A 21,595-nucleotide genomic window follows, 5' to 3' on the forward strand; every position below is an offset into this window, starting at 1 on the left:
AATGAGGCCAAGCTCTTCAAGGGCTTGGCCTTTTTGCGATTCATTCTCATCGCCCTGGCCCCTTGCTTCGCATATGCAGCAGGCCTAAAGCGCGCCCCAAGATACAATTTTCGCCCAGGGGATTCCATTGGTCGATCTCGCCCAATATCTGCCGATCCTGATTTTTCTCGGGATCGCCTTGCTGCTTTCCGGCACCTTCGTCTTTCTGCCGATGCTGGTCGGCCGCCTTACCGGCGCGCACCAGCCCGATCCTGCCAAGCTCTCCGAATATGAATGCGGCTTCCCCGCGTTTGAAGAGCCGCGCAGCCAGTTCGACGTGCGTTTCTACCTCGTCGCCATCCTGTTCATCATTTTCGATCTGGAAGCGGCGTTCCTGTTCCCCTGGGCTGTGAGCCTCGACCAGATCGGCTGGGCCGGCTGGGCGACGATGATGATCTTCATAGCGGAGCTGGTGCTCGGCCTCGTCTATGCGTGGAAGAAGGGAGCACTCGATTGGGAGTAGAACTCTATAATCCGGCGCCCGGCACCCTGCCGCCCGTCGGAACCCAGCCCGACCAGGATTTCTTCAACGCGCTGAACGGTGAAGTCAGCGACAAGGGTTTCCTCGTCACCTCGACCGAGGAACTGTTCCAGTGGGCGCGCACCGGCTCGCTGTGGTGGATGACCTTTGGCCTCGCCTGCTGCGCCGTGGAAATGATCCACGTCAACATGCCCCGTTATGACATGGAGCGCTTCGGCGCCGCGCCGCGCGCGTCCCCGCGCCAGTCGGACGTGATGATCGTCGCCGGCACGCTGTGCAACAAGATGGCCCCGGCGCTCCGCAAGGTCTACGACCAGATGTCCAACCCGAAATATGTGATTTCGATGGGCAGCTGCGCGAATGGCGGCGGCTATTATCACTATAGCTATTCGGTCGTCCGTGGCTGCGACCGTATCGTGCCGGTCGACATCTATGTGCCGGGCTGCCCGCCGACCGCCGAGGCTTTGCTTTACGGCGTCATGCAGTTGCAGCGGAAGATCCGCCGGATCGGGACGATTGAGCGTTAATATGGGCCATTCTGCACCCAAGGTCGTGAACCCCGAAGGGATCGCCGAGGAAATCGGCGCGCTGCTGGGGTCCATGCTGGTCGAAACCGTCGACCATGCCGACGAACTGAGCTTTACCGTCGTGCGCGAGGATCTGGCCAACGCCATGGTCGCTCTGCGCGACATGGGGCAGTATCAGCAGCTGATGGAAATCGCCGGCGTCGACTATCCGGATCGCCCGGAGCGGTTCGAGGTCTGCTATCATCTGCTGAGCGTCACGCGGAACCATCGCGTCCGCGTGAAGGTGTCGACCGACGAGGATACGCCCGTTCCCACCGTCACGCATATCTGGCCGGTCGCCGGCTGGCTGGAACGCGAGGTGTTCGACATGTATGGCGTCGTCTTCGACGGCAATACCGACCTGCGCCGTATCCTGACCGACTATGGGTTCAAGGGCCATCCGCAGCGCAAGGACTTCCCGCTGACCGGCTATGTCGAGCTGCGCTATTCCGAAGAGGATAAGCGCGTCGTCTATGAGCCGGTGAAGCTGGCCCAGGACTTCCGCAGCTTCGACTTCATGAGCCCGTGGGAAGGCGCGCAATATGTGCTGCCCGGCGACGAAAAGGCGGCTGAGGCCCCGGCGGCGCCTGCCGTTGCCACGCCCAAGGTGACGGAGAAGAAGGGCGAGAGCGGCGCGGGCGAGCCGACCGACAGCAAGGCGAAGGAAAAGTCGGCGGACGCGCCGGTCAAGCCCGCCGCGCACACCGATGAAGGCAAGGGGGCTGCCAAGCCCGAAGGTAAGGCCTGATGTCCGACTATCTCGAAAAGCTGGACCATGTGACCGATGCGGCGGACCCGACATATGGTGACACGGAAATCCAGAATTACACGATCAACTTCGGTCCGCAGCACCCCGCTGCGCACGGGGTTCTGCGTCTGGTCATGGAACTGGACGGCGAAATCGTCGAGCGCTGCGACCCGCATGTCGGCCTGTTGCATCGCGGCACCGAGAAGCTGATCGAATATAAGACCTATATGCAGGCGCTGCCCTATTTCGACCGGCTGGACTATTGTTCGCCGCTCGGCATGGAGCATAGCTATGTCCTCGCGGTCGAAAAGCTGCTGAACCTGGAAGTGCCGCTGCGCGCGCAATATCTGCGCGTTTTCTTCGCGGAACTGACCCGCATCTGCAATCACATGTTGAACCTGGGTTCGCACGTGATGGACGTCGGCGCGATGACGCCGAACCTGTGGCTGTTCGAAATCCGCGAGGATTGCCTCAACTTCTTCGAGCGCGCGTCGGGTGCCCGTATGCACTCGGCCTATTTCCGGCCGGGCGGCGTGCATCAGGACGTGCCGCTCAAGCTGCTGACCGACATCGCCGAATGGCTCGACACCCGTCTGCCGCGCCTGTTCGAGGACGCGATGAGCCTGGTGGTCGACAATCGCATCTTCAAGCAGCGCAACGTCGATATCTCGGTGGTGAGCAAGGAAGACGCGCTGAAATGGGGCTTCTCCGGCCCGATGCTGCGCGGCTCCGGCATCGCCTGGGACATCCGCAAGGCGCAGCCCTATGACGTCTATGACCGTATGGAGTTCGACGTTCCGGTCGGCACGCAATATGACTGCTACGACCGGTTCATGGTCCGCGTCGAGGAAGTGCGCCAGTCCGCGCGCATCATGAAGCAGTGCCTGAATGAGATGCCCGAAGGGCCGATCGCCAGCTTCGACCGCAAAGTTTCCCCGCCCAAGCGCGGCGAAATGAAGCGTTCGATGGAAGCGCTGATCCACCACTTCAAGCTTTATACCGAGGGCTTCCATGTCCCGGCAGGCGAAGTCTATGTGGCGACCGAAAGCCCCAAGGGCGAATTCGGCGTCTATCTGGTTAGCGACGGCAGCAACAAGCCCTATCGCTGCAAGATCCGCCCGACCGCCTTCTCGCACCTGCAAGCTATGGACTTCATGATGAAGGGCCACATGCTCGCCGACACCACCGCTGTATTGGGCGCGATGGACATCGTGTTCGGAGAATGTGACCGATAATGGCTGACGCAGTTCATATCCCCGATGAGGCCGAAACCCGTGCGCGCTGGGGCGCGTTCGAGTGGACCGCCGAAAATGCCGAACAGGCGAAGAAGGTCATCGCGCGCTACCCCGCCGGCCGCCAGCAGTCGGCGGTGATGCCGCTGCTCGACCTCGCCCAGCGTCAGGTCGGTGCCGAAACGCAGACCCAGGGCTGGCTGCCCGTGCCGGTCATGGAATATATCGGGCGTCAGCTCGATATGCCCTACATGCGCGTCTATGAGGTCGCGACCTTCTACACCATGTATAATCTCGCGCCGGTGGGCCGTTACCATGTGCAGGTGTGCGGCACGACGCCGTGCATGTTGCGCGGGTCGGACGATGTGTTCGCGGCGTGCAAGAACAAGGGTCTGGTCAAGGGCGGCACGACGCCTGACGGCCTGTTCACGCTGACCGAGGTCGAATGCCTTGGCGCCTGCGCCAACGCGCCGATGGTCCAGATCAACGACGATAATTTCGAAGATCTGACCTATGACAGCATGAGCGCCGTGCTTGAGACGCTGGCCGCCGGTGGTCAGCCGAAGATCGGCCCGCAGATCGACCGTCAGACCAGCGCGCCGGAAGGCGGCCCGACCACTCTGAAGGAGATGGTCACGGAAAATCACGACTATCGGGGAGAATGGGCATGACGCGCTCGACTTTCCATCAATCTCCGTTCGGTTCGAGCTTGTCGAGAACGGCTCGCACTGACTTCTCGACTGTCGCGTCTCGACTTCGCTCGACGCTGCTCGAAGTGAACGGATTTGCTATTGGAGCTGCGGCATGACCGACGCACCCGCACTGGCGGCTCCGCCGCCCTTCGTCGGCCCGCTGGCCGACAAGGACCGCATCTTCACCAACGTCCACGGCTATCAGGATTGGGGCGTCGACGCCGCCATGAAGCGCGGCGATTGGGACAATACCAAGAAGCTGATGGAAATCGGCCAGGACGCGATCATCGACATCATCAAGGCGTCGAACCTGCGCGGCCGTGGCGGCGCCGGCTTTCCGACCGGCATGAAGTGGAGCTTCATGCCCAAGGAAAGCAAGGACGGCCGTCCCAGCTTCCTGGTCATCAACGCCGACGAATCCGAGCCGGGTTCGTGCAAGGACCGCGAAATCATCCGCCACGATCCGCACAAGCTGATCGAAGGCGCGCTGATCGCCGGTTTCGCAATGCGCGCGCGCGCTGCCTATATCTATATTCGCGGCGAGTTCATCTATGAGGCGAAGGTTCTCTTCGCCGCTGTCGAGCAGGCTTATGAAAAGGGCTTCATCGGCAAGAACGCTTGCGGGTCTGGCTATGATTTCGACGTCTTCGTCCATCGCGGCGCGGGCGCCTATATCTGCGGCGAGGAAACCGCGCAGATCGAAAGCCTGGAAGGCAAAAAGGGCCAGCCTCGCCTGAAGCCGCCTTTCCCGGCGGGCGCGGGCCTCTATGGCTGCCCGACCACGGTCAACAATGTGGAATCGATCGCGGTTTCGCCGACGATCCTGCGGCGCGGTGCGGCCTGGTTCAACGGCTTCGGGCGTGAGAATAACCGCGGCACCAAGCTGTTCCAGATCAGCGGCCATGTGAACAAGCCCTGCGTCGTCGAGGAATCGATGTCGATCCCGTTCCGCGAACTGATCGACCGCCATTGCGGCGGCATTCGGGGCGGCTGGGACAATCTGCTCGCGGTTATCCCCGGCGGTTCCTCTGTGCCGCTGGTCCCCGCGAAGGAGATCATGGACGCGCCGATGGATTTCGATGGCCTGCGCGCGCTGGGTTCGGGCCTTGGCACCGCCGCCGTCATCGTCATGGACAAGTCGACCGACATCGTCCGCGCCATTTCGCGTCTCTCCTACTTCTACAAGCATGAGAGCTGCGGCCAGTGCACGCCTTGCCGTGAAGGCACCGGCTGGATGTGGCGCGTGATGGAACGGCTGCGCACCGGCGACGCCGACCAGAGCGAAATCGACATGCTGTTCCAGGTGACCAAGCAGGTCGAAGGCCACACCATCTGCGCGCTCGGCGACGCGGCGGCCTGGCCGATCCAGGGGCTGATCCGCCACTTCCGGCCGGAAATCGAGCGCCGGATCAATGAGAACAAGGGTAGCGCCCCCGTCATGGAGGCAGCGGAGTAACCATGCCCAAGGTCAAAGTAGACGGCGTAGAACTCGAAGTCCCGGCGGGCGCGACTGTCCTCCAGGCTTGCGAGCAGGCGGGGAAGGAAATCCCCCGTTTCTGCTATCATGAGCGCCTTTCCATCGCCGGCAATTGCCGCATGTGCCTGGTCGAGGTGAAGCCCGGACCGCCCAAGCCGCAGGCTTCCTGCGCGCTTCCGGCGACGGAAGGCCAGGAAATCCGCACCGACAGCGAAATGGTCAAGAAGGCCCGCGAAGGGGTGATGGAGTTCCTCCTCATCAACCATCCGCTCGATTGCCCGATCTGCGACCAGGGCGGCGAGTGCGACCTGCAGGACCAGTCCATGGCCTATGGCCGTGGCGGCAGCCGCTTCGAGGAGAATAAGCGCGCCGTCACCGAAAAATATATGGGTCCGATCGTCAAGACGGTCATGACCCGCTGCATCCAGTGCACCCGGTGCGTGCGCTTTGCGGAGGAAGTCGCGGGCGTGCCGGAAATCGGCGCCATCTATCGCGGCGAGAATATGCAGATCACCACCTATCTCGAACATGCCGCCAAGAGCGAGCTGTCGGGCAATGTGGTCGATCTCTGCCCGGTCGGCGCGCTGACCGCCAAGCCTTACGCTTTCGAAGCGCGTCCGTGGGAACTCAAGAAGACCCATGCGATCGACGTGATGGATGCGGTCGGCACCAACATCCGCCTCGACAGCCGTGGCCGTCAGGTGCTGCGCGCCGTGCCGCGCATCAATGACGATGTGAACGAGGAATGGGCGTCGGACAAGACCCGGCACAATGTCGACGGTCTGGTGCGCAAGCGCCTGGACAAGCCGTTCATTCGCAAGGATGGCAAGCTGGTTCCGGCGACCTGGGCGGAAGCCTTCGCCGCCGTCGCCGCGGTCCAGCATGGCGGCAGCGTCGCCGCGATCGCCGGCGACCTGCTCGACTGCGAAACCATGTTCGCTGGCAAGGCACTGGTCGAAAAGCTGGGCGGCACGATGCTGGAAGGGCGTCAGACCGGCCTGTCCTACGACGTGTCGAGCCTGTCGTCGGTGGTGTTCAACACGCCGCTCGCCGATCTGGAAACCGCGGACATCATCCTGCTGGTCGGCACCAACCTGCGCTGGGAAGCGCCGCTGGTGAACACCCGTATCCGCAAGGCGATCAAGAAGGGCGCGAAGGTTTTCGGTATCGGCGCGGAAGTCGATCTGACCTACAAGGTTGAGTGGCTGGGCAATGATGCGTCGCTGCTGGCCAAATTGCCCGAAGCCGTGGTCGAAGCCTTCAAGGGCGCTGCCCGTCCGGCGATGATCGTCGGTGGCGGCGTGTTGGCCAAGGATGGCGCGCATGGCGACACGCTGGCGCTGGTAGAAACGCTGGGCCTCGTGAAAGAGGGCTGGAACGGCTATAACGTCCTGCATTTCGCGGCGGCCCGCATGGGCGGCCTGATGCTGGGCTATGCGACCAAGGGCGGTATCAAGGCGGTGGCGGACGCCAAGCCCAAGCTGCTCATCTCGCTGGGTGCGGACGAGGTCGACTATTCGGCCTTCGGTAACAGCTTCAAACTCTATATCGGCCATCATGGCGACAAGGGCGCTCATGCGGCGGACGTGATCCTGCCGGGCGCAAGCTATGCCGAAAAGGCTGGCACCTATGTCAATCTGGAAGGCCGGGTGCAGCGCGGCGAAAAGGCCGTGTTCGCGCCGGGCGATGCCCGCGAGGACTGGTCGATCCTGCGCGCCCTGTCGGAAGCGCTGGGCGCCAAGCTGTCGTTCGACAGCTTCGACGCGCTGCGCGCCGAAATGGTCAAGGCGGTTCCGGCGCTGGGCGTCGAGGGTCTGGCCGACTATGGCTGGTCCATTCCCAAGCTGCCGACCGGTGCGACCGGCGAGTTCGGTTCGCCGATCAAGGATTTCTACCTCACCAACGCGATCTGCCGCGCCAGCCCGACGATGCAGATATGCTCGGCCGAGCTGATCCATGGTGAAAGCTTCGCGGAGGCCGCAGAGTGATGCAGCCCGCCGCACACACCCACAACCGTTCGGTTCGAGCTTGTCGAGAACTGCGCGCCAACTTTTCGACAGACGCTTCTCGACTTCGCTCGAAGCTGCTCGAAGCGAACGGGAAGGGGGGATCGTTCTGATATGACCGCCTTTTTCCAAGACCTCGGCCTGCCGTTCGAAGGCGCCTGGCTGCTTTCCACCGTCATCGGCATATTGGTGATCTGTCTGCCCGTCATGCTGGCGGTGGCGATGATCATCTATGCCGACCGCAAGATTTGGGCCGCGATGGCGCTACGCCGTGGTCCCAACGTCGTCGGCCCCTTCGGCCTGCTTCAGTCCTTTGCGGACGGCCTGAAGGTCTTCCTGCAGGAAACCATCGTTCCGTCGGCGGCCAACCGCACGCTGTTCTTGATCGCGCCGATCATCACCTTCACGGTGGCGCTGATGGCCTGGGCGGTGGTGCCGTTCCAGGTGGGCGTGGTGTTGGCCAACATCAATGTCGGCCTGCTCTATATCCTCGCCATCAGTTCGCTGGGCGTCTATGGCGTGGTGCTGTCGGGTTGGGCGTCCAACTCCAAATATCCTTTCTACTCGGCGATCCGCGCTTCGGCGCAGATGATCAGCTATGAAGTCTCGATCGGCTTCATCCTGATCTGCGTCGTCCTGTGGGCGGGCAGCTTCAACCTGACCCAGATCATCGAAAGCCAGAAGGGCTATTATGGCCTGCTGAACGGCAACGGCTTCAACCCGCTGCTCTTCCCGATGGCGATCATGTTCCTGATCTCCGCCATGGCGGAAACGGCGCGCGCGCCGTTCGACCTGACCGAAGCGGAATCGGAACTGGTCGCGGGCTACCAGACCGAATATTCGTCCATGGCCTTCGCGCTCTTCTGGCTCGGCGAATATGCGAACGTCATCCTGATGTGCGCATTGAACGCGATCCTCTTCTGGGGCGGCTATCTGCCGCCGCTGGATTGGGCGCCGCTCTATTATGTGCCGGGCATCCTCTGGCTGTTCGCCAAGATCCTGTTCTTCTTCTTCGTCTTCTCCTGGGTGAAGGCGACGGTGCCCCGTTACCGTTACGACCAACTGATGCGGCTGGGCTGGAAAATCTTCCTGCCGACCTCGCTCTTCTTCGTCTTCCTGGTGTCGGGCTTCCTCATGCTGACGCGCTATGGAGGCGCACAATGAGCCTCGGTTACTACGTCAAAAGCTTCACCCTCTGGGAGTTCGTGAAGGCGCACTGGCTGACCTTGAAATATTTTTTCAAGCCCAAGGCGACCATCAACTATCCCTATGAGAAGAACCCGATTTCGCCGCGGTTCCGGGGCGAACATGCGCTGCGCCGCTATCCCAACGGGGAAGAACGCTGCATCGCGTGCAAGCTGTGCGAGGCCATCTGTCCGGCGCAGGCGATCACCATCGAGGCGCAGCCGCGCGACGATGGCAGCCGCCGCACCACGCGCTACGACATCGACATGACCAAGTGCATCTATTGCGGCTTCTGTCAGGAAGCCTGCCCGGTCGATGCGATCGTCGAGGGACCGAATTTCGAATTCGCGACCGAAACCCGCGAGGAGCTGATCTACGACAAGGCCAAGCTCCTGGAAAATGGTGACAAGTGGGAGCGGGCTATCGCCGCGAACCTTGCCGCCGACGCACCGTACCGTTAATGGGCGCGCAATCGACATCAAGCCCGGCTCCGTTCGTTTCGAGCGTAGTCGAGAAACAGGAACTAGGCGCAGCGTTTCTCGACTGCGCTCGAAACGAACGGGACAGGTTCGTGAGACACGCACAGAGGTTGGTTTTCTGAGATGATCCACGTCTTAGCCTTCTATCTGTTCGCCATATTGGTGGTGAGCAGCGGCGCGCTGACGATCCTGTCGCGCAACCCGGTCCATTCGGTCCTCTGGCTGATCCTGGCCTTCTTCAACGCGGCGGGCCTGATGGTCTTGCTCGGTGCTGAGTTCATCGCGATGCTGCTCGTCATCGTCTATGTCGGCGCGGTCGCGGTGTTGTTCCTGTTCGTCGTCATGATGCTCGACATCGACTTCGCCGAACTGCGGGCGGGCTTCGTCAGCTATCTGCCCTTCGGCCTGCTGATCGCGGCGGTGCTGCTGGCGGAAATCATCCTGGGCATCGGCCTGTGGAGCGCCGGCCCCATCGAACTGGCGCAGCGCGCCGGCCCGGTGAACCCGGAACTCACGAACATCCAGGCGGTCGGCGGCTTGCTCTATACGCGCTATATCTTCCTCTTCGAGGCGGCGGGCATCGTCCTGCTGGTCGCGATGATCGGCGCAATCGTGCTGACCCATCGCGCCCGTGGCGGGGTGCGCGGCCAGAATGTCGCCAGGCAGAACCGTCGTCGTCCGCAGGACGCCGTGCGCAACGTCAATCAGCCCGTGGGGCAGGGGGTGGAGCTGTGATCGGCCTTCAGCATTATATGGTGGTCAGCGCCATCCTCTTCGTGATGGGGGTGCTGGGCATCTTCATCAACCGCAAGAATGTCATCATCATCCTGATGGCGATCGAACTGATCCTGCTCAGCGTGAACATCAACCTCGTCGCCTTCAGTGCCTTCCTGGGCGATCTGGTGGGCCAGGTCTTCTCGATGTTCGTGCTGACCGTCGCGGCGGGTGAGGCGGCCATCGGCCTTGCCATCCTCGTCATTTACTTCCGTGGTCGCGGCACCATCGCCGTCGACGATGTCAACCGGATGAAGGGCTGAGACCGACCCCATGATCCAGCTTATCGTCCTTCTCCCGCTGCTGGCTGCTGCCATCGCCGGTCTTGGAAACAAGGCCATCGGCAAGCTGCCCGCGAAGATCGTCACCACCGGCGCGCTCTTTGCCTCCTGCGCAATGAGCTGGCCGATCTTCATCTCCTTCCTGACCGGGCACGCCGAACCCTATGTCGCGCCCATGTTCACCTGGATCCAGTCGGGCAGCTTCGATGCCCAATGGGCGCTGCGCGTCGACACCATGACCGCGGTCATGCTGGTGGTCGTCACCAGCGTGTCGAGCCTGGTCCACCTCTATAGCTGGGGCTATATGGAGGAAGACCCGGATCAGCCGCGCTTCTTCGCCTATCTGTCGCTCTTCACCTTCGCGATGCTGATGCTCGTGACGGCGAACAACCTGCTCCAGATGTTCTTCGGCTGGGAAGGCGTCGGTCTGGCGTCGTATCTGCTCATCGGCTTCTGGTTCCGTAAACCGAGCGCAAATGCGGCCGCGATCAAGGCGTTCGTTGTCAACCGCGTCGGCGATCTTGGCTTCATGATGGGCATTTTTGGCACCTATCTGGTGTTCAACACCATCTCGATCCCGGAAATCCTGGCCGCCGCGCCCTCCATGGCCGGTTCGACCATCGGTTTCCTCGGCCACCGTTTCGACACCATGACCGTCCTCTGCCTGCTGCTGTTCATCGGCGCGATGGGCAAGTCGGCGCAGCTCGGCCTCCACACCTGGCTGCCCGACGCGATGGAAGGCCCGACCCCGGTGTCGGCGCTGATCCACGCGGCGACCATGGTGACGGCGGGCGTGTTCATGGTGTGCCGCCTGTCGCCGATGTTCGAGACGTCGGAAACGGCTTTGACCGTCGTCACCTATGTCGGCGCCGCGACCTGTCTGTTCGCCGCGACCGTCGGCACGGTGCAGAATGACATCAAGCGCGTCATCGCTTACTCTACCTGTTCGCAGCTGGGCTATATGTTCTTCGCGGCGGGCGTCGGCGCCTATGGCGCGGCGATGTTCCACCTCTTCACGCACGCCTTCTTCAAGGCGCTGCTGTTCCTGGGCGCCGGCTCGGTCATCCATGCGATGCACCATGAGCAGGACATGCGTTACTATGGGGCGTTGCGGAAGGAGATCCCGATCACCTTCTGGACGATGACCCTGGGGACGCTGGCGATCACCGGCGTCGGCCTGCCGCTCGTCGGCGTCGGCTTCGCGGGCTTCTATTCGAAGGACGGCATTCTCGAAGCGGCCTTTGCTTCGGGCGGCACGGGTATCGGCGCTTATTTCGTTGGCGTGTTTGCGGCGCTGCTGACCAGCTTCTACAGCTGGCGCCTGGTCTTCCTGACCTTCTTCGGCAAGCCGCGCTGGGCCGCTTCGGAGCATATCCAACATGCGGTTCATGGCCATCATGAAAGCGTGGGCGAAGAAGACGGCCATGGTCATGACTCCCATGCCCACGCGCATGACGATCACGGCCAGGAACTGACGGGCACGGCGGGCTATCATCCGCATGAAAGCCCGTGGGCCATGCTCGTTCCGCTGGTAGTGCTGAGCCTGGGCGCGGTCTTCGCCGGCTTCCTCTTCCACGACCAGTTCATCGGTTCGGAAGGCGGCATCGAATTCTGGAAGAGCGCGATAGCGTTCGACAGCCACCTGATGCACGCCGCGCATGAAGTGCCGACCTGGGTCAAGTTCGGTCCCTTCACGGTGATGTTGACTGGCCTAGTCATTGCCTGGCTGAGCTATATCAAGTTCACCGACTGGCCGAAGCGCTTCGTCGCCACCTTCGGCGCGCTCTACCAGTTCCTGCTGAACAAATGGTATTTCGACGAGCTGTATCACGTCCTGTTCGTCAAGCCCGCCTTCGCCATCGGCCGCTTCTTCTGGAAGTTCGGTGACGTGGGCTTCATCGACCGCTTCGGGCCGAACGGCCTGGCTGCTCTGGTCGTGCAGGGCAACAAGATCACCCGTCGGCTTCAGTCCGGCTACCTCTACACCTACGCGCTGGTGATGCTCATCGGGCTCGCCGCGGCTGCAACCTGGGCGATGACACGATAATGGACGGCTTCCCCATCCTTTCCCTGATGATGGCAGTGCCGATGGCGGGGGCCATCGCCTGTCTCTTCGCGGGCGCCAACAGCGCGCGCTGGATCGCACTGATCGCAACCTTGGCGGATCTGGTGCTGGGCATCGCGCTCTGGGCGAATTTCGACCAGGGCGGGCTACAGTGGCAGTTCCAGGAATATCACCCGATCTTCGGGCGTTTCGCCTGGGCGCTGGGCATCGACGGCATCGCCCTGATGCTGATCGCGCTCACCGTCTTCCTGATGCCGATCTGCATCGGCGCTAGCTGGCAGGCGATCCAGAAGCGCGTCGGCGAATATATGGCGGCGTTCCTGTTCATGGAGGTGCTGATGATCGGCGTCTTCACGGCACAGGATCTCTATCTGTTCTACATCATGTTCGAAGCCGGCCTGATCCCGATGTATCTGATCATCGGTATCTGGGGTGGCGCGGACCGTATCTACGCCAGCTACAAATTCTTCCTCTACACGCTGCTCGGCTCGGTCCTGATGCTGATCGCGATGATGTGGATGGTGCATGAGGCGGGAACGACCGAAATTCCGGCGCTGATGGCCTATAATTTCGATCCGCATGTCCAGACCTGGCTGTGGCTGGCCTTCTTCGCCAGCTTCGCCGTCAAGATGCCGATGTGGCCGGTCCATACCTGGCTTCCCGACGCGCACGTTCAGGCGCCGACGGCTGGCTCGGTCATCCTGGCCGGCGTATTGCTGAAGATGGGCGGCTACGGCTTCATCCGCTTCTCGCTGCCGATGTTCCCCGAAGCCTCGGCGCAGCTTGCGCCGCTGGTCTGGGGCCTGTCGATGGTCGCGGTGGTCTATACCAGCCTCGTCGCCCTCGTTCAGTCGGACATGAAGAAGCTGATCGCCTATTCGTCGGTCGCGCATATGGCGATCGTGACCGTCGGCCTGTTCGCCTTCAACCAGGTGGGCATCGAAGGCGCGATGATGGTCATGCTCGGTCACGGCCTCGTCTCGGGCGCGCTTTTCCTGTGCGTCGGCGTCATCTACGACCGGCTGCACACCCGCGAGATCAGCCGCTATGGCGGCCTCAGCATCAACATGCCCAAATATGCGACTTTGTTCATGCTGTTCACCATGGCGTCGGTCGGCCTTCCGGGCACCAGCAACTTCGTCGGCGAATTCCTGTCGCTGATGGGCATCTACCAGGCGTCGAGCTGGGTGGCGCTGGTTTGCACCACGGGCATCATCCTGGGCGCGGCCTATATGCTCTACCTCTATCGTCGCATCTGCTACGGTGATCAGGTGAATGCAGACGCGGCCGCCATGCCTGACCTGTCTGCGCGCGAAGTGGCGCTGCTGGCGCCGATCGCGGCGGCGGTGCTCTGGATGGGCGTCTATCCGGAGAGCTTCCTCGCCCCGATGCGGGCCGACATCCGCGCGCTTGAAGCGCGCATCGCCCCTGCCGCTCCGGCGGGAGACTCCAAGATCAAGATGGGTGCGCCCAAGCCAAGCGAGGGCCATCATGAAGAAGCACCGGCGCACGGGGAGGCGCACTGATGATTGAAACCGCTTCCCTTTTGGCAGTCCTGCCGGAACTCATCCTGACGGTGGGCGGGCTGATCCTGATGCTCGTCGCGGCCTATGCTGGCGACGGCTCGGCCCGCGTCGTCAACTGGCTGTCGGTGGTGACGCTGGCTATCGCCGGCGTGGCGCTGTCCTGCTCGCTCGCCCATGGCCCCGACGCGTTCGATGGCCTGTACCGCGCCGACGCCTTTTCCGCCTTCGCCAAGGCGCTCATCTATGGCGCGGCGGCAGCGGCGATCCTGCTTGCCCCGCGCTTCTTCTCGGTAGGCGGCAAGCCGCGCCCCGAATATGCGGTGCTGATCCTGTTCGCCGCCGTCGGCATGGGCATGATGGTGTCGGCAGGAGACCTGTTGACGCTCTATGTCGGCCTGGAGATGAACAGCCTTGCCTCCTATGTGCTGGCGAGCTTCATGCGCCAGGACGAACGGTCGTCGGAAGCCGGCCTCAAATATTTCGTGCTGGGTTCGCTGGCGAGCGGCATCCTGCTCTATGGTTCGGCGCTGCTCTACGGCTTCACCGGCACCACGGCGTTCGACGGTATCGCTGTCGCCATGGGCGATGGCGTGTCGAACGGCGAATTGTTCGGCATGGTCTTCCTGCTTTGCGGCCTGGCGTTCAAGATCAGCGCGGTGCCGTTCCATATGTGGACGCCCGACGTGTATGAAGGCGCGCCGACGCCGGTGACGGCCTTCTTCGGCAGCGCACCCAAGGTCGCCGCCATCGCGCTCACGGTGCGCGTCGCGATCGAAGCGCTGGGTCCGGCGGGTCTGGACTGGCAGCAGATCGTGATCTTCGTGGCGCTCGCCTCGATCCTGTTCGGCGCCGTCGCCGCCATCGGCCAGAGCAACATCAAGCGGCTGATGGCCTATTCGTCGATCAACAATGTCGGCTTCGCGCTGATCGGCCTCGCCGCCGGCACGCCTGCCGGTGTCGCGGGTACGATGAGCTATATGGCGATCTATGTCCTGATGACGGTCGGCACCTTCGCCTGCATCCTCCAGATGCGCGATGCGGATGGCAATCCTATCGAGACGATCGCCAGCCTTTCGGGCCTGTCGCAATCGCGCAAGGGGCTGGCCGCAGCGCTCGCCATCTTCATGTTCTCGATGGCCGGCATTCCGCCGCTCTTCGGCTTCTGGGCGAAGTTCCTGGTGTTCGACGCCGCGGTCGCCGCGAATCTGACGCTGTTGGCGGCCTTCGGTATCGCCATGTCGGTGATCGGCGCCTTCTATTATTTGAAGATCATCAAGACGATGTATTTCGACGAGCCAACCGTTGCCTATGAGGTGAAGGGCGGCCCGGTCGAAAATATCATCCTGACGGCCTGCGCCGCGGTGATCGTGCTGGGTTATCTGCTCAACCCCGTGCTGGATCAGGCGAGCGCCGCCGCTGCGGCGTCGCTCTTCTGACTCTCCTTCGCTTCGTCGAGGAAACCGGCTCCACCAACGTCGACATGCTGGCGTTGGCGGAGCAGGGCACGCCCGAGGGTAGCTGGCTCCGCGCCGGCCGCCAGACCGGGGGCAGGGGGCGCATGGGCCGCGCCTGGGACAGCCCGGCCGGCAATCTCTACTGCTCCACGCTGGTGCGGATCGCGCCGGACGATCCGCTTCCACACACGCTGGCGCTGGTCGCGGCCAATGCCGTTCACGCTTTGGTCGCGCCGCTTTGCGCCGGGCAGGCGCGGATCAAATGGCCTAATGACGTGCTGGTCGACGGTGCCAAGATAGCCGGCATCCTGCTTGAGCGGGTCGGCGATGCGATCGTCATCGGCATCGGCATCAACGTCACCCATTATCCGACCGACCTGGATCGCCCTGTCACGAGCCTGATGGCGCAAGGCGCCACCGACGCGGAGGCTGGCGCGCTGCTCGAACGACTGGCGCAGCTTTTCGCCCATTGGCTGGCCATTTGGCGCGCGCAGGGGCTGGACCCCGTGCGCGCGCACTGGCTGCTCAACGCTCATGCCGCCGGGACGCCGATGCGCGTTGTCCAGCCCGATGGCGAGGTGGTGGAAGGGGCATTTGACACGCTCGATCGACAGGGAATGCTGATCCTGCGCTTGGCGAATGGTGACAGCCGTGCCATTCACGCCGGCGACATCATTTTGACCTGAGGGGAGGAGCCCATGCTTCTCGCGATCGACGCGGGCAACACCAATGTCGTCTTCGCCCTGCTCGACGGGCGGGAAATCCGCACGCGCTGGCGCATCGCGACCGATCCGCGCCGCACCGCCGACGAATATGCGGTGTGGCTCCACCAGTTGCTGCAACTGGAAGGCTATGCGATGAGCGACGTCGACGCTGTCATCATTGCGACCGTCGTGCCACGGGCGCTGCATAATTTGCAGGTGTTGTCGGATAAATATTTCAAGACAGAGGCGTTGATTGCAGGCCATGCGCCGGTGGGCTGGGGCATCGAGCTGGATGTGGCCGAACCGGCATCGGTCGGCGCTGACCGGGTTGTAAACGCCATCGCCGCCCACCATCTCTATCAGGACGACCTGATCGTCATCGATTTCGGGACGGCGACGACTTTCGACGTGGTCGATTATAGCGGCGCCTATAAGGGCGGGATCATCGCGCCGGGGATCAACCTGTCGCTGGACGCGCTGGTCGCGGCGGCGGCGAAGCTGCCCAAGATCGCGATCGAGCCGCCGGAAAATCGGTCGGTGATCGGGCGAACAACGGTCGACGCGATGCAGATCGGCGTCTTCTGGGGCTATGTGGCGATGATGGAAGGGCTGGTCGCGCGCATCCGCGCGGAGATCGGCCGCCCCGCCAAGGTAATTTCGACGGGGGGCCTCGCGGTCCTCTTCAATGACAATAGTGATATTTTCGATGCGATCGCGCCGGACCTGACAATCCAGGGGCTGGCGCTGTTGTACGAACGGAGTTTGAAAACAGAATGACACCCAAGGACGAGCTGCTCTTCCTGGCCCTCGGCGGGTCGGGCGAGATCGGCATGAACGTGAATCTCTACGGATGCCAGGGCAAGTGGGTGATGGTCGACCTCGGCCTGACCTTCGCTGACCCGGCCTATCCCGGCGTAGAGCTGATCCTGCCGGACCTGAGCTTTATCGAGGACAGGCGCGACGACCTGCTCGGTATCGTGCTGACCCATGGGCATGAAGACCATATCGGCGCCATCCCCTATCTGGCGGCCGACCTTGGCGTGCCGCTTTATGCGACGCCCTTCACGGCCGGGCTGATCCGGCTGAAGCTGGAAGAGGAGGGGCTGACCAAGGATGTCGAACTGAACGTCATCGAGAATGAGGGCAGCTTCAACCTTGGCCCGTTCGGCTTCCGCTATGTGCCGCTGGCCCATTCGATCCCGGAGGGCAATGCCGTCCTGATCGACACGCCCCATGGCCGCATCTTCCATACCGGCGACTGGAAGCTGGACGAGCGGCCGCTGCTCGGCCAGCCCTCGACGCCCGAGGAACTGACCGAGATCGGCGACGAGGGCGTGCTGGCGCTGGTGTGCGACAGCACCAATGTCTTCAACCCGCAGGCGAGTGGTTCGGAAGGCGATGTGCGCGAAGGGTTGATGCAGACCATCGCGGGCGCCAAGGGTCGCGTTCTCGTCACGACCTTCGCGTCAAATGCCGCGCGCGTGCAGACGCTGGGCGAGGTGGCGATCGCCACCGGGCGCAAGCTGTGCGTGGCGGGACGGTCGCTCGACCGCATCATCGCCACGGCCAAGGCCGCGGGCTATCTCAAGGATTTCCCGCCGACGATCGACTGGGACGACGCCATGGCGCTGCCCCGCAGCGATGTCATGATCATCGCCACCGGCGGCCAGGGCGAAGCGCGGGCGGCATTGTCGCGCATCGCGTTCGACAGCCATCCGATCAAGCTGGCGGAGGGCGATCTGGTCGTCTTTTCCTCCAAGCAGATCCCCGGTAACGAAATCGCGATCGGCCGCATCCAGAATGCGCTGGCGGCCGCCGGCGTGCTGATGGTGACGGATCGCCAGGCGGAAGTGCATGTGTCGGGTCATCCCGGCCGCCCTGAACTGGAGGCGATGTATCGCTGGATTCGGCCGGACATATTGCTTCCGGTCCATGGAGAACGCCGTCACATGGCGGAGCAGGCGCGGCTCGGTCTGGCGACCGGTATCCGCCATGCCCCCGTTCAGTCCAATGGCGATCTGCTGCGGCTGGCGCCCGGCGCGCCCGAGATCATCGGGCGGGAGGACACTGGCCGACTGGTGCTGGACGGCGATGTCATCCTTCCCGCCGACGGATCGACGATGAACGAACGGCGCAAGCTGGGTCTTCACGGCCAGATCAGCGTCGCCGTGGCGCTCGACCGCAAGGGCAAGCTGATCGGCGAGCCTGCGCTACGGACGCAGGGCGTTCCCGTTGAGGAGGACAAGGCGGCGTTTCTGGTCGAGGCGGCCGAGGAAGCGGCGGCTGTGGTCCCCAAGGGATCGCCGGAGGAGGAGGCGCTGCGCGAGCGCGTGCGTCTGGCGGTGCGTCGCACCGCGACCCGTTGGACCGGCAAGAAACCCGTAGTGGACGTGTTGCTGATCCGCGCCTAGGTTCGTGCCATGAACTGGTACGCGATCTTCGCCATTTATTTCCTGATGTGGGTGGTCAGCGCCTTCATCATGCTGCCCTTCGGTATCCGCACGCCCGATGAAACGGGCGAAGTGCTGCTGAAGGGGCAGGCGGACAGCGCGCCCAGCAATTTCCGGCCGGGCCGGGTCGCCCTCCGCGCGACCCTCCTGTCGCTGCTGATCTTCGGGCTTTATTATGCCAATTATGTCCAGGGCTGGGTAACGATCGACATGCTGCCGGGTTATCGGGCCGGGTCATGATGGCCAGGGCGCCCCGCATCATCCCGGCGGGGGCGTCCCATGTCGAGCGCTGGGCCTATATGCGCGCGGAACTCTGGCCCGAAGCGTCGCTGGCCGAACATCGCGACGATATTCTCGTGCAATTGAAGGAAAATGGCGAAGTAATCGCCTTTCTCGCTTTAGACGACGCGGACGAAGCGATCGGTTTCGCCGAAGCGGCGTTGCGGCATGATTATGTCAATGGATGCGACACCAGCCCGGTCGTGTTTCTGGAGGGCATTTTCGTGGAGCCGGCGGCGCGGCGTGGCGGCACGGCGCGCGCCCTGGCCGATGCGGTCAGGGACTGGGGCCGGGCGCATGGCTGCACCGAAATGGCGTCCGACGCGGATATCGCCAATGGCGAAAGCCACGCTTTCCATGCGGCGCTCGGTTTCGCCGAAACCGAGCGGGTCGTCTATTTCCGCAAGCCTATAGGCTGAAACGCCCTGTGGCCTATTGCCGCAACCGCTCGATCGCCTGGGCGAGCGCGACATAGAGTTTGCCCATGTCGGACGAGAGGATGGCGACGCCCAGCGCGTTGCCATCGCGCGCCGACAGGATGATCCGCAGCATCGCTTCGAAATCATGGATGTAGCGGTTCACATGATCGCGAAACTCGGCGTCATTGTCATAATGGAGCGCGATTTCGCGGGACTCGCCGGCATCGAGCAGCTTGACCGCGCGACGGGTGAACACACCCCGGTCGCCCTTGAGATAGGCGGACCAGGCCGAATCGGTCACATCGTTGGACAGGATTTTGGCGACGTCGATCGCGGTGCTGTTGAGCGATTCGATCAGCAGGGCCGACCGCCGCGCGAAATGGTCGCGGTCGCGATCCTCCGCGGCGCGCTGCCCTGCCTCGATCCGCTGTTCGACGCTGGCGCTGGTGTCGGCAATTGTCAGCAGCTGGCGGGTCAACCGCTCGGACGCCTGATGCGCCGCCTTGACCGCTTCCTCCGCAACCTGCGCGATATGCGCGATCTGCGCCTCGACCTTGTCGCCTATCGCGGCCTGCAACGCCTGTTCGCTGGCATCTGCCAACTGCTTGGCGGCGTCGGGAATTGCGCGACCCAGCGCCTGACGCGCCCGCTCTGCAGCCTGATCGGCCGTATCCTTGACGCGAAGCAGCGCAGTGACCAGAAGCGGCCCGGCCCCTTCGGTAATGCGCGCGGCATCCTGATGCGCGGCGTCGAGCGCGGCGCGCAGCCGGTCGACCAGTTCGCGATTGGCCTCCAGCCCGCCCTGCGTGCTTTCAAGCCATTCGGTCAGGCGGCTGCCCTGGCCGCGAAGCATCGATTCGGCTTCTTCCGCCCGGCCGACAAGCGCCTGCGAAATCGCCTCCAGATGCTCCATTTCCGGCGTGGCGCTGCCGAGCAGGGCGCGGCTCTGTTCCAGCCGGCCATCGAACCGCTGGAGTGCGGCGGGGTAGGTTTCGTCCAGTTCGCGCACGCTGGAATCGAGCGCGACGAGGAGCGTTTCGGCGCTGCCAATCAGCTTTTCGGCGGTCATGCCGCCAGCCGCCAGCGCATTGTCGATCCGTTGCGTTTCCGCCGTCAGATGAGCGAGCGCCGTGGTCAACCGCTCGCTGCGCGCCAGCGCATTGTCTTCCAAAGCGGCGAAACGGTTCTCGGTCGAGGCGACGGTTTCATGCAGGCCGCTGTGCAGGCCCGACATCAGCGTGCGCTGGCCTTCGATCAGATCGTTGATCTGGTGGAGCCGGCCTTCGACATCGCCGATGATCTCCGACAGGCCGGAGACGGTGTCGGTCCCGATCGCGTGCAGATGGGCGCGCGATCGGGCGATCAATGCCTCCAGCGCCTCGGATTGGCTGGTGAGGCCGCCATCGGTCAGGGCCAGCGCTTCCTCCGCTCGATCCAGCGCGGCGTCGAGCCGCTGGCGCAGATCGGCCTCGATCGCGTCCATGTCCTGCGCGAGGCGCGCGGTCGCTTCGTCGCTGGTGCGGCCAATGCCGGCCTGCGCGGCCGCGACCAGCGCCTGAAGCGTGTCGGCCCGGCGCGACAGGCCTTCGTCGGTGCTGGCCATGGTTTCGCGCACGGTCGCGAGCAGCCGTTCCAGACGGCTATCCATTTCCGCCTGCGCGCCGTCCAGGTCGCGGGACAAGGCGATGCGGACGCTGTCGCTGGTGCTCGACAGGCCGGTCTGCGCCGCTTCGATCAAGGCGGTGAGGGCGGAGGCGTGCGCCTCCAGATCCTGACGGCTGCGCTCCATCATCTGCCGCGCGCCAAGCGAAGTGGTCTCGATCCGCCCGGAGGCGATCTCGGCGAGGCCGGTCACTTCCTCGGATGCCGTCCGGGTCGCGTCCTGCAACTGCCCAAGCTGGCTGGTCAGGCTCTTGGTCGCGGCCAGGGTGCGGGCGCGGGCCTCGTCCGACATTTCGGTCAGGGCGTGCAACCGCGCTTCCAGTGTGTCGATCCGCTCGGCCAGCGCATGGCCATTGTCCATGATCTGCGCCGCCATCCGCCCGGCGCGATCCTCCAGCTCAGGGATTACCCGGATCAGGGCGTCCATGCGCGCGACCAGCGCGGTCCCCGCCTGTTCGGCAGCCTCGGCGCGCTCCGCCGTCGTTTGCGCGCGCGCCGCGATCAATTCGGCCGACGCCTCCATATTGCTGCTGGCGGCCGCTCCATAGCTGTCGAGCAGTTCGGCTTGATCCTGCATGGTCTGGCGCGCGGCTTCGAGCTGGGCGGTGATGCGCCCCAGCCGGATTTCGAGCAGGTCCGCCTCCGTCCGCAACGCCCTGGCCGTGTCGAGATAGCGCCGCGATTCAGTGCGGCTGTTACGCACCAGCAGAAGGTAGACAAGGCCCAGCAAAATGAGCGGAACTGCGACGGTCGCAACGGCGCCGGCCCAAGCCGAAGGTCCGGCGCGCAGCTCGCCTGAACCGATCCCCGAACCGATCATCGCCCAGAGCGCGAACCCAAGCCATCCAAGCGCCACCAACCCCAGGGTGATGCGCAGCCGCTTCACCCAGGCGTCGCCGGCGCCTTCGCTCGAATCATCCTCCTCGATGTCGAGAACGGCTTGTTTCAAAAGCAATATATCGTCCGCCTGCGCATGATCGCTCTTCGCGGTGTGGTCGTCGCGCCAGAACTCGACGATTGTGCTGCCCCCTGTCATGGCGCCATCCTAGCAGCTTTTCCGCAGAGGCAAATGCCCT

20 protein-coding genes are annotated in these 21,595 nt (G+C 63.5%); 19 read left to right on the top strand and 1 reads right to left on the bottom strand.

The window, feature by feature from the left end:
- The first annotated feature begins 127 nt into the window (after positions 1-127).
- The 19 genes from AC58EF_RS22330 (at position 128) to aac(6') (ending at position 18,857) form a co-directional block, all read left to right on the top strand.
- Positions 128-502, top strand: coding sequence for an NADH-quinone oxidoreductase subunit A (locus AC58EF_RS22330; RefSeq protein WP_031297954.1), 375 nt, complete (start codon positions 128-130; stop codon positions 500-502).
- A complete protein-coding gene (locus tag AC58EF_RS22335; RefSeq protein WP_497278718.1) occupies positions 493-1,047 on the top strand; it encodes a NuoB/complex I 20 kDa subunit family protein in 555 nt (184 codons plus the stop codon). The genes AC58EF_RS22330 and AC58EF_RS22335 overlap by 10 nt, the downstream gene beginning before the upstream one ends.
- 1 nt (position 1,048) lies before the next feature.
- Complete coding sequence (locus AC58EF_RS22340) at positions 1,049-1,834, top strand: NADH-quinone oxidoreductase subunit C (RefSeq protein ID WP_497278719.1); 786 nt, start codon at positions 1,049-1,051, stop codon at positions 1,832-1,834.
- Positions 1,834-3,069, top strand: a complete 1,236-nt coding sequence (locus AC58EF_RS22345) for an NADH-quinone oxidoreductase subunit D (RefSeq protein ID WP_497278721.1) — start codon at positions 1,834-1,836, stop codon at positions 3,067-3,069. The genes AC58EF_RS22340 and AC58EF_RS22345 overlap by 1 nt, the downstream gene beginning before the upstream one ends.
- Positions 3,069-3,737: a complex I 24 kDa subunit family protein gene (locus AC58EF_RS22350; RefSeq protein WP_497278722.1), complete on the top strand. Its 669-nt coding sequence runs from the start codon at positions 3,069-3,071 to the stop codon at positions 3,735-3,737. Before AC58EF_RS22345 ends, AC58EF_RS22350 begins: the two co-directional genes overlap by 1 nt.
- Positions 3,738-3,870: 133 nt before the next feature.
- A complete protein-coding gene (nuoF, locus tag AC58EF_RS22355; RefSeq protein WP_497278724.1) occupies positions 3,871-5,214 on the top strand; it encodes an NADH-quinone oxidoreductase subunit NuoF in 1,344 nt (447 codons plus the stop codon).
- A 2-nt stretch (positions 5,215-5,216) separates the two neighbouring features.
- Positions 5,217-7,223 (top strand): NADH-quinone oxidoreductase subunit NuoG, encoded by a 2,007-nt coding sequence (gene nuoG, locus AC58EF_RS22360; protein WP_497278725.1) that lies wholly within the window; start codon positions 5,217-5,219, stop codon positions 7,221-7,223.
- 132 nt (positions 7,224-7,355) lie between these two features.
- Positions 7,356-8,405, top strand: a complete 1,050-nt coding sequence (gene nuoH, locus AC58EF_RS22365) for an NADH-quinone oxidoreductase subunit NuoH (RefSeq protein WP_497278727.1) — start codon at positions 7,356-7,358, stop codon at positions 8,403-8,405.
- Positions 8,402-8,887: an NADH-quinone oxidoreductase subunit NuoI gene (gene nuoI / locus AC58EF_RS22370; RefSeq protein ID WP_004211738.1), complete on the top strand. Its 486-nt coding sequence runs from the start codon at positions 8,402-8,404 to the stop codon at positions 8,885-8,887. Before nuoH ends, nuoI begins: the two co-directional genes overlap by 4 nt.
- A 141-nt stretch (positions 8,888-9,028) precedes the next feature.
- The gene (locus AC58EF_RS22375) at positions 9,029-9,640 is read left to right on the top strand and encodes an NADH-quinone oxidoreductase subunit J (RefSeq protein ID WP_497278729.1); all 612 of its coding nucleotides are present in this window, start codon (positions 9,029-9,031) and stop codon (positions 9,638-9,640) included.
- Positions 9,637-9,942, top strand: a complete 306-nt coding sequence (gene nuoK, locus AC58EF_RS22380; protein WP_004211745.1) for an NADH-quinone oxidoreductase subunit NuoK — start codon at positions 9,637-9,639, stop codon at positions 9,940-9,942. Before AC58EF_RS22375 ends, nuoK begins: the two co-directional genes overlap by 4 nt.
- Before the next feature lie 10 nt (positions 9,943-9,952).
- Positions 9,953-12,007 (top strand): NADH-quinone oxidoreductase subunit L, encoded by a 2,055-nt coding sequence (nuoL, locus tag AC58EF_RS22385; protein WP_497278731.1) that lies wholly within the window; start codon positions 9,953-9,955, stop codon positions 12,005-12,007.
- A complete protein-coding gene (locus tag AC58EF_RS22390; protein ID WP_497278733.1) occupies positions 12,007-13,551 on the top strand; it encodes an NADH-quinone oxidoreductase subunit M in 1,545 nt (514 codons plus the stop codon). The genes nuoL and AC58EF_RS22390 overlap by 1 nt, the downstream gene beginning before the upstream one ends.
- Positions 13,551-14,987 (top strand): NADH-quinone oxidoreductase subunit NuoN, encoded by a 1,437-nt coding sequence (gene nuoN, locus AC58EF_RS22395; RefSeq protein WP_497278734.1) that lies wholly within the window; start codon positions 13,551-13,553, stop codon positions 14,985-14,987. Before AC58EF_RS22390 ends, nuoN begins: the two co-directional genes overlap by 1 nt.
- Positions 14,984-15,691, top strand: a complete 708-nt coding sequence (locus AC58EF_RS22400) for a biotin--[acetyl-CoA-carboxylase] ligase (protein ID WP_497278795.1) — start codon at positions 14,984-14,986, stop codon at positions 15,689-15,691. Before nuoN ends, AC58EF_RS22400 begins: the two co-directional genes overlap by 4 nt.
- Before the next feature lie 12 nt (positions 15,692-15,703).
- Positions 15,704-16,486, top strand: coding sequence for a type III pantothenate kinase (locus tag AC58EF_RS22405; RefSeq protein ID WP_497278735.1), 783 nt, complete (start codon positions 15,704-15,706; stop codon positions 16,484-16,486).
- Positions 16,483-18,120: a ribonuclease J gene (locus AC58EF_RS22410; RefSeq protein WP_497278736.1), complete on the top strand. Its 1,638-nt coding sequence runs from the start codon at positions 16,483-16,485 to the stop codon at positions 18,118-18,120. Before AC58EF_RS22405 ends, AC58EF_RS22410 begins: the two co-directional genes overlap by 4 nt.
- A gap of 9 nt (positions 18,121-18,129) precedes the next feature.
- Complete coding sequence (locus AC58EF_RS22415) at positions 18,130-18,399, top strand: DUF1467 family protein (RefSeq protein WP_497278737.1); 270 nt, start codon at positions 18,130-18,132, stop codon at positions 18,397-18,399.
- Positions 18,399-18,857: an aminoglycoside 6'-N-acetyltransferase gene (aac(6'), locus tag AC58EF_RS22420; RefSeq protein ID WP_497278738.1), complete on the top strand. Its 459-nt coding sequence runs from the start codon at positions 18,399-18,401 to the stop codon at positions 18,855-18,857. Before AC58EF_RS22415 ends, aac(6') begins: the two co-directional genes overlap by 1 nt.
- A 13-nt stretch (positions 18,858-18,870) precedes the next feature.
- Here aac(6') and AC58EF_RS22425 read toward each other — a convergent pair whose 3' ends face one another.
- A complete protein-coding gene (locus tag AC58EF_RS22425; protein ID WP_497278739.1) occupies positions 18,871-21,555 on the bottom strand; it encodes a coiled-coil domain-containing protein in 2,685 nt (894 codons plus the stop codon).
- Between the last annotated feature and the right edge of the window lie 40 nt (positions 21,556-21,595).

This window comes from Sphingobium sp. WR1 (assembly GCF_059693745.1).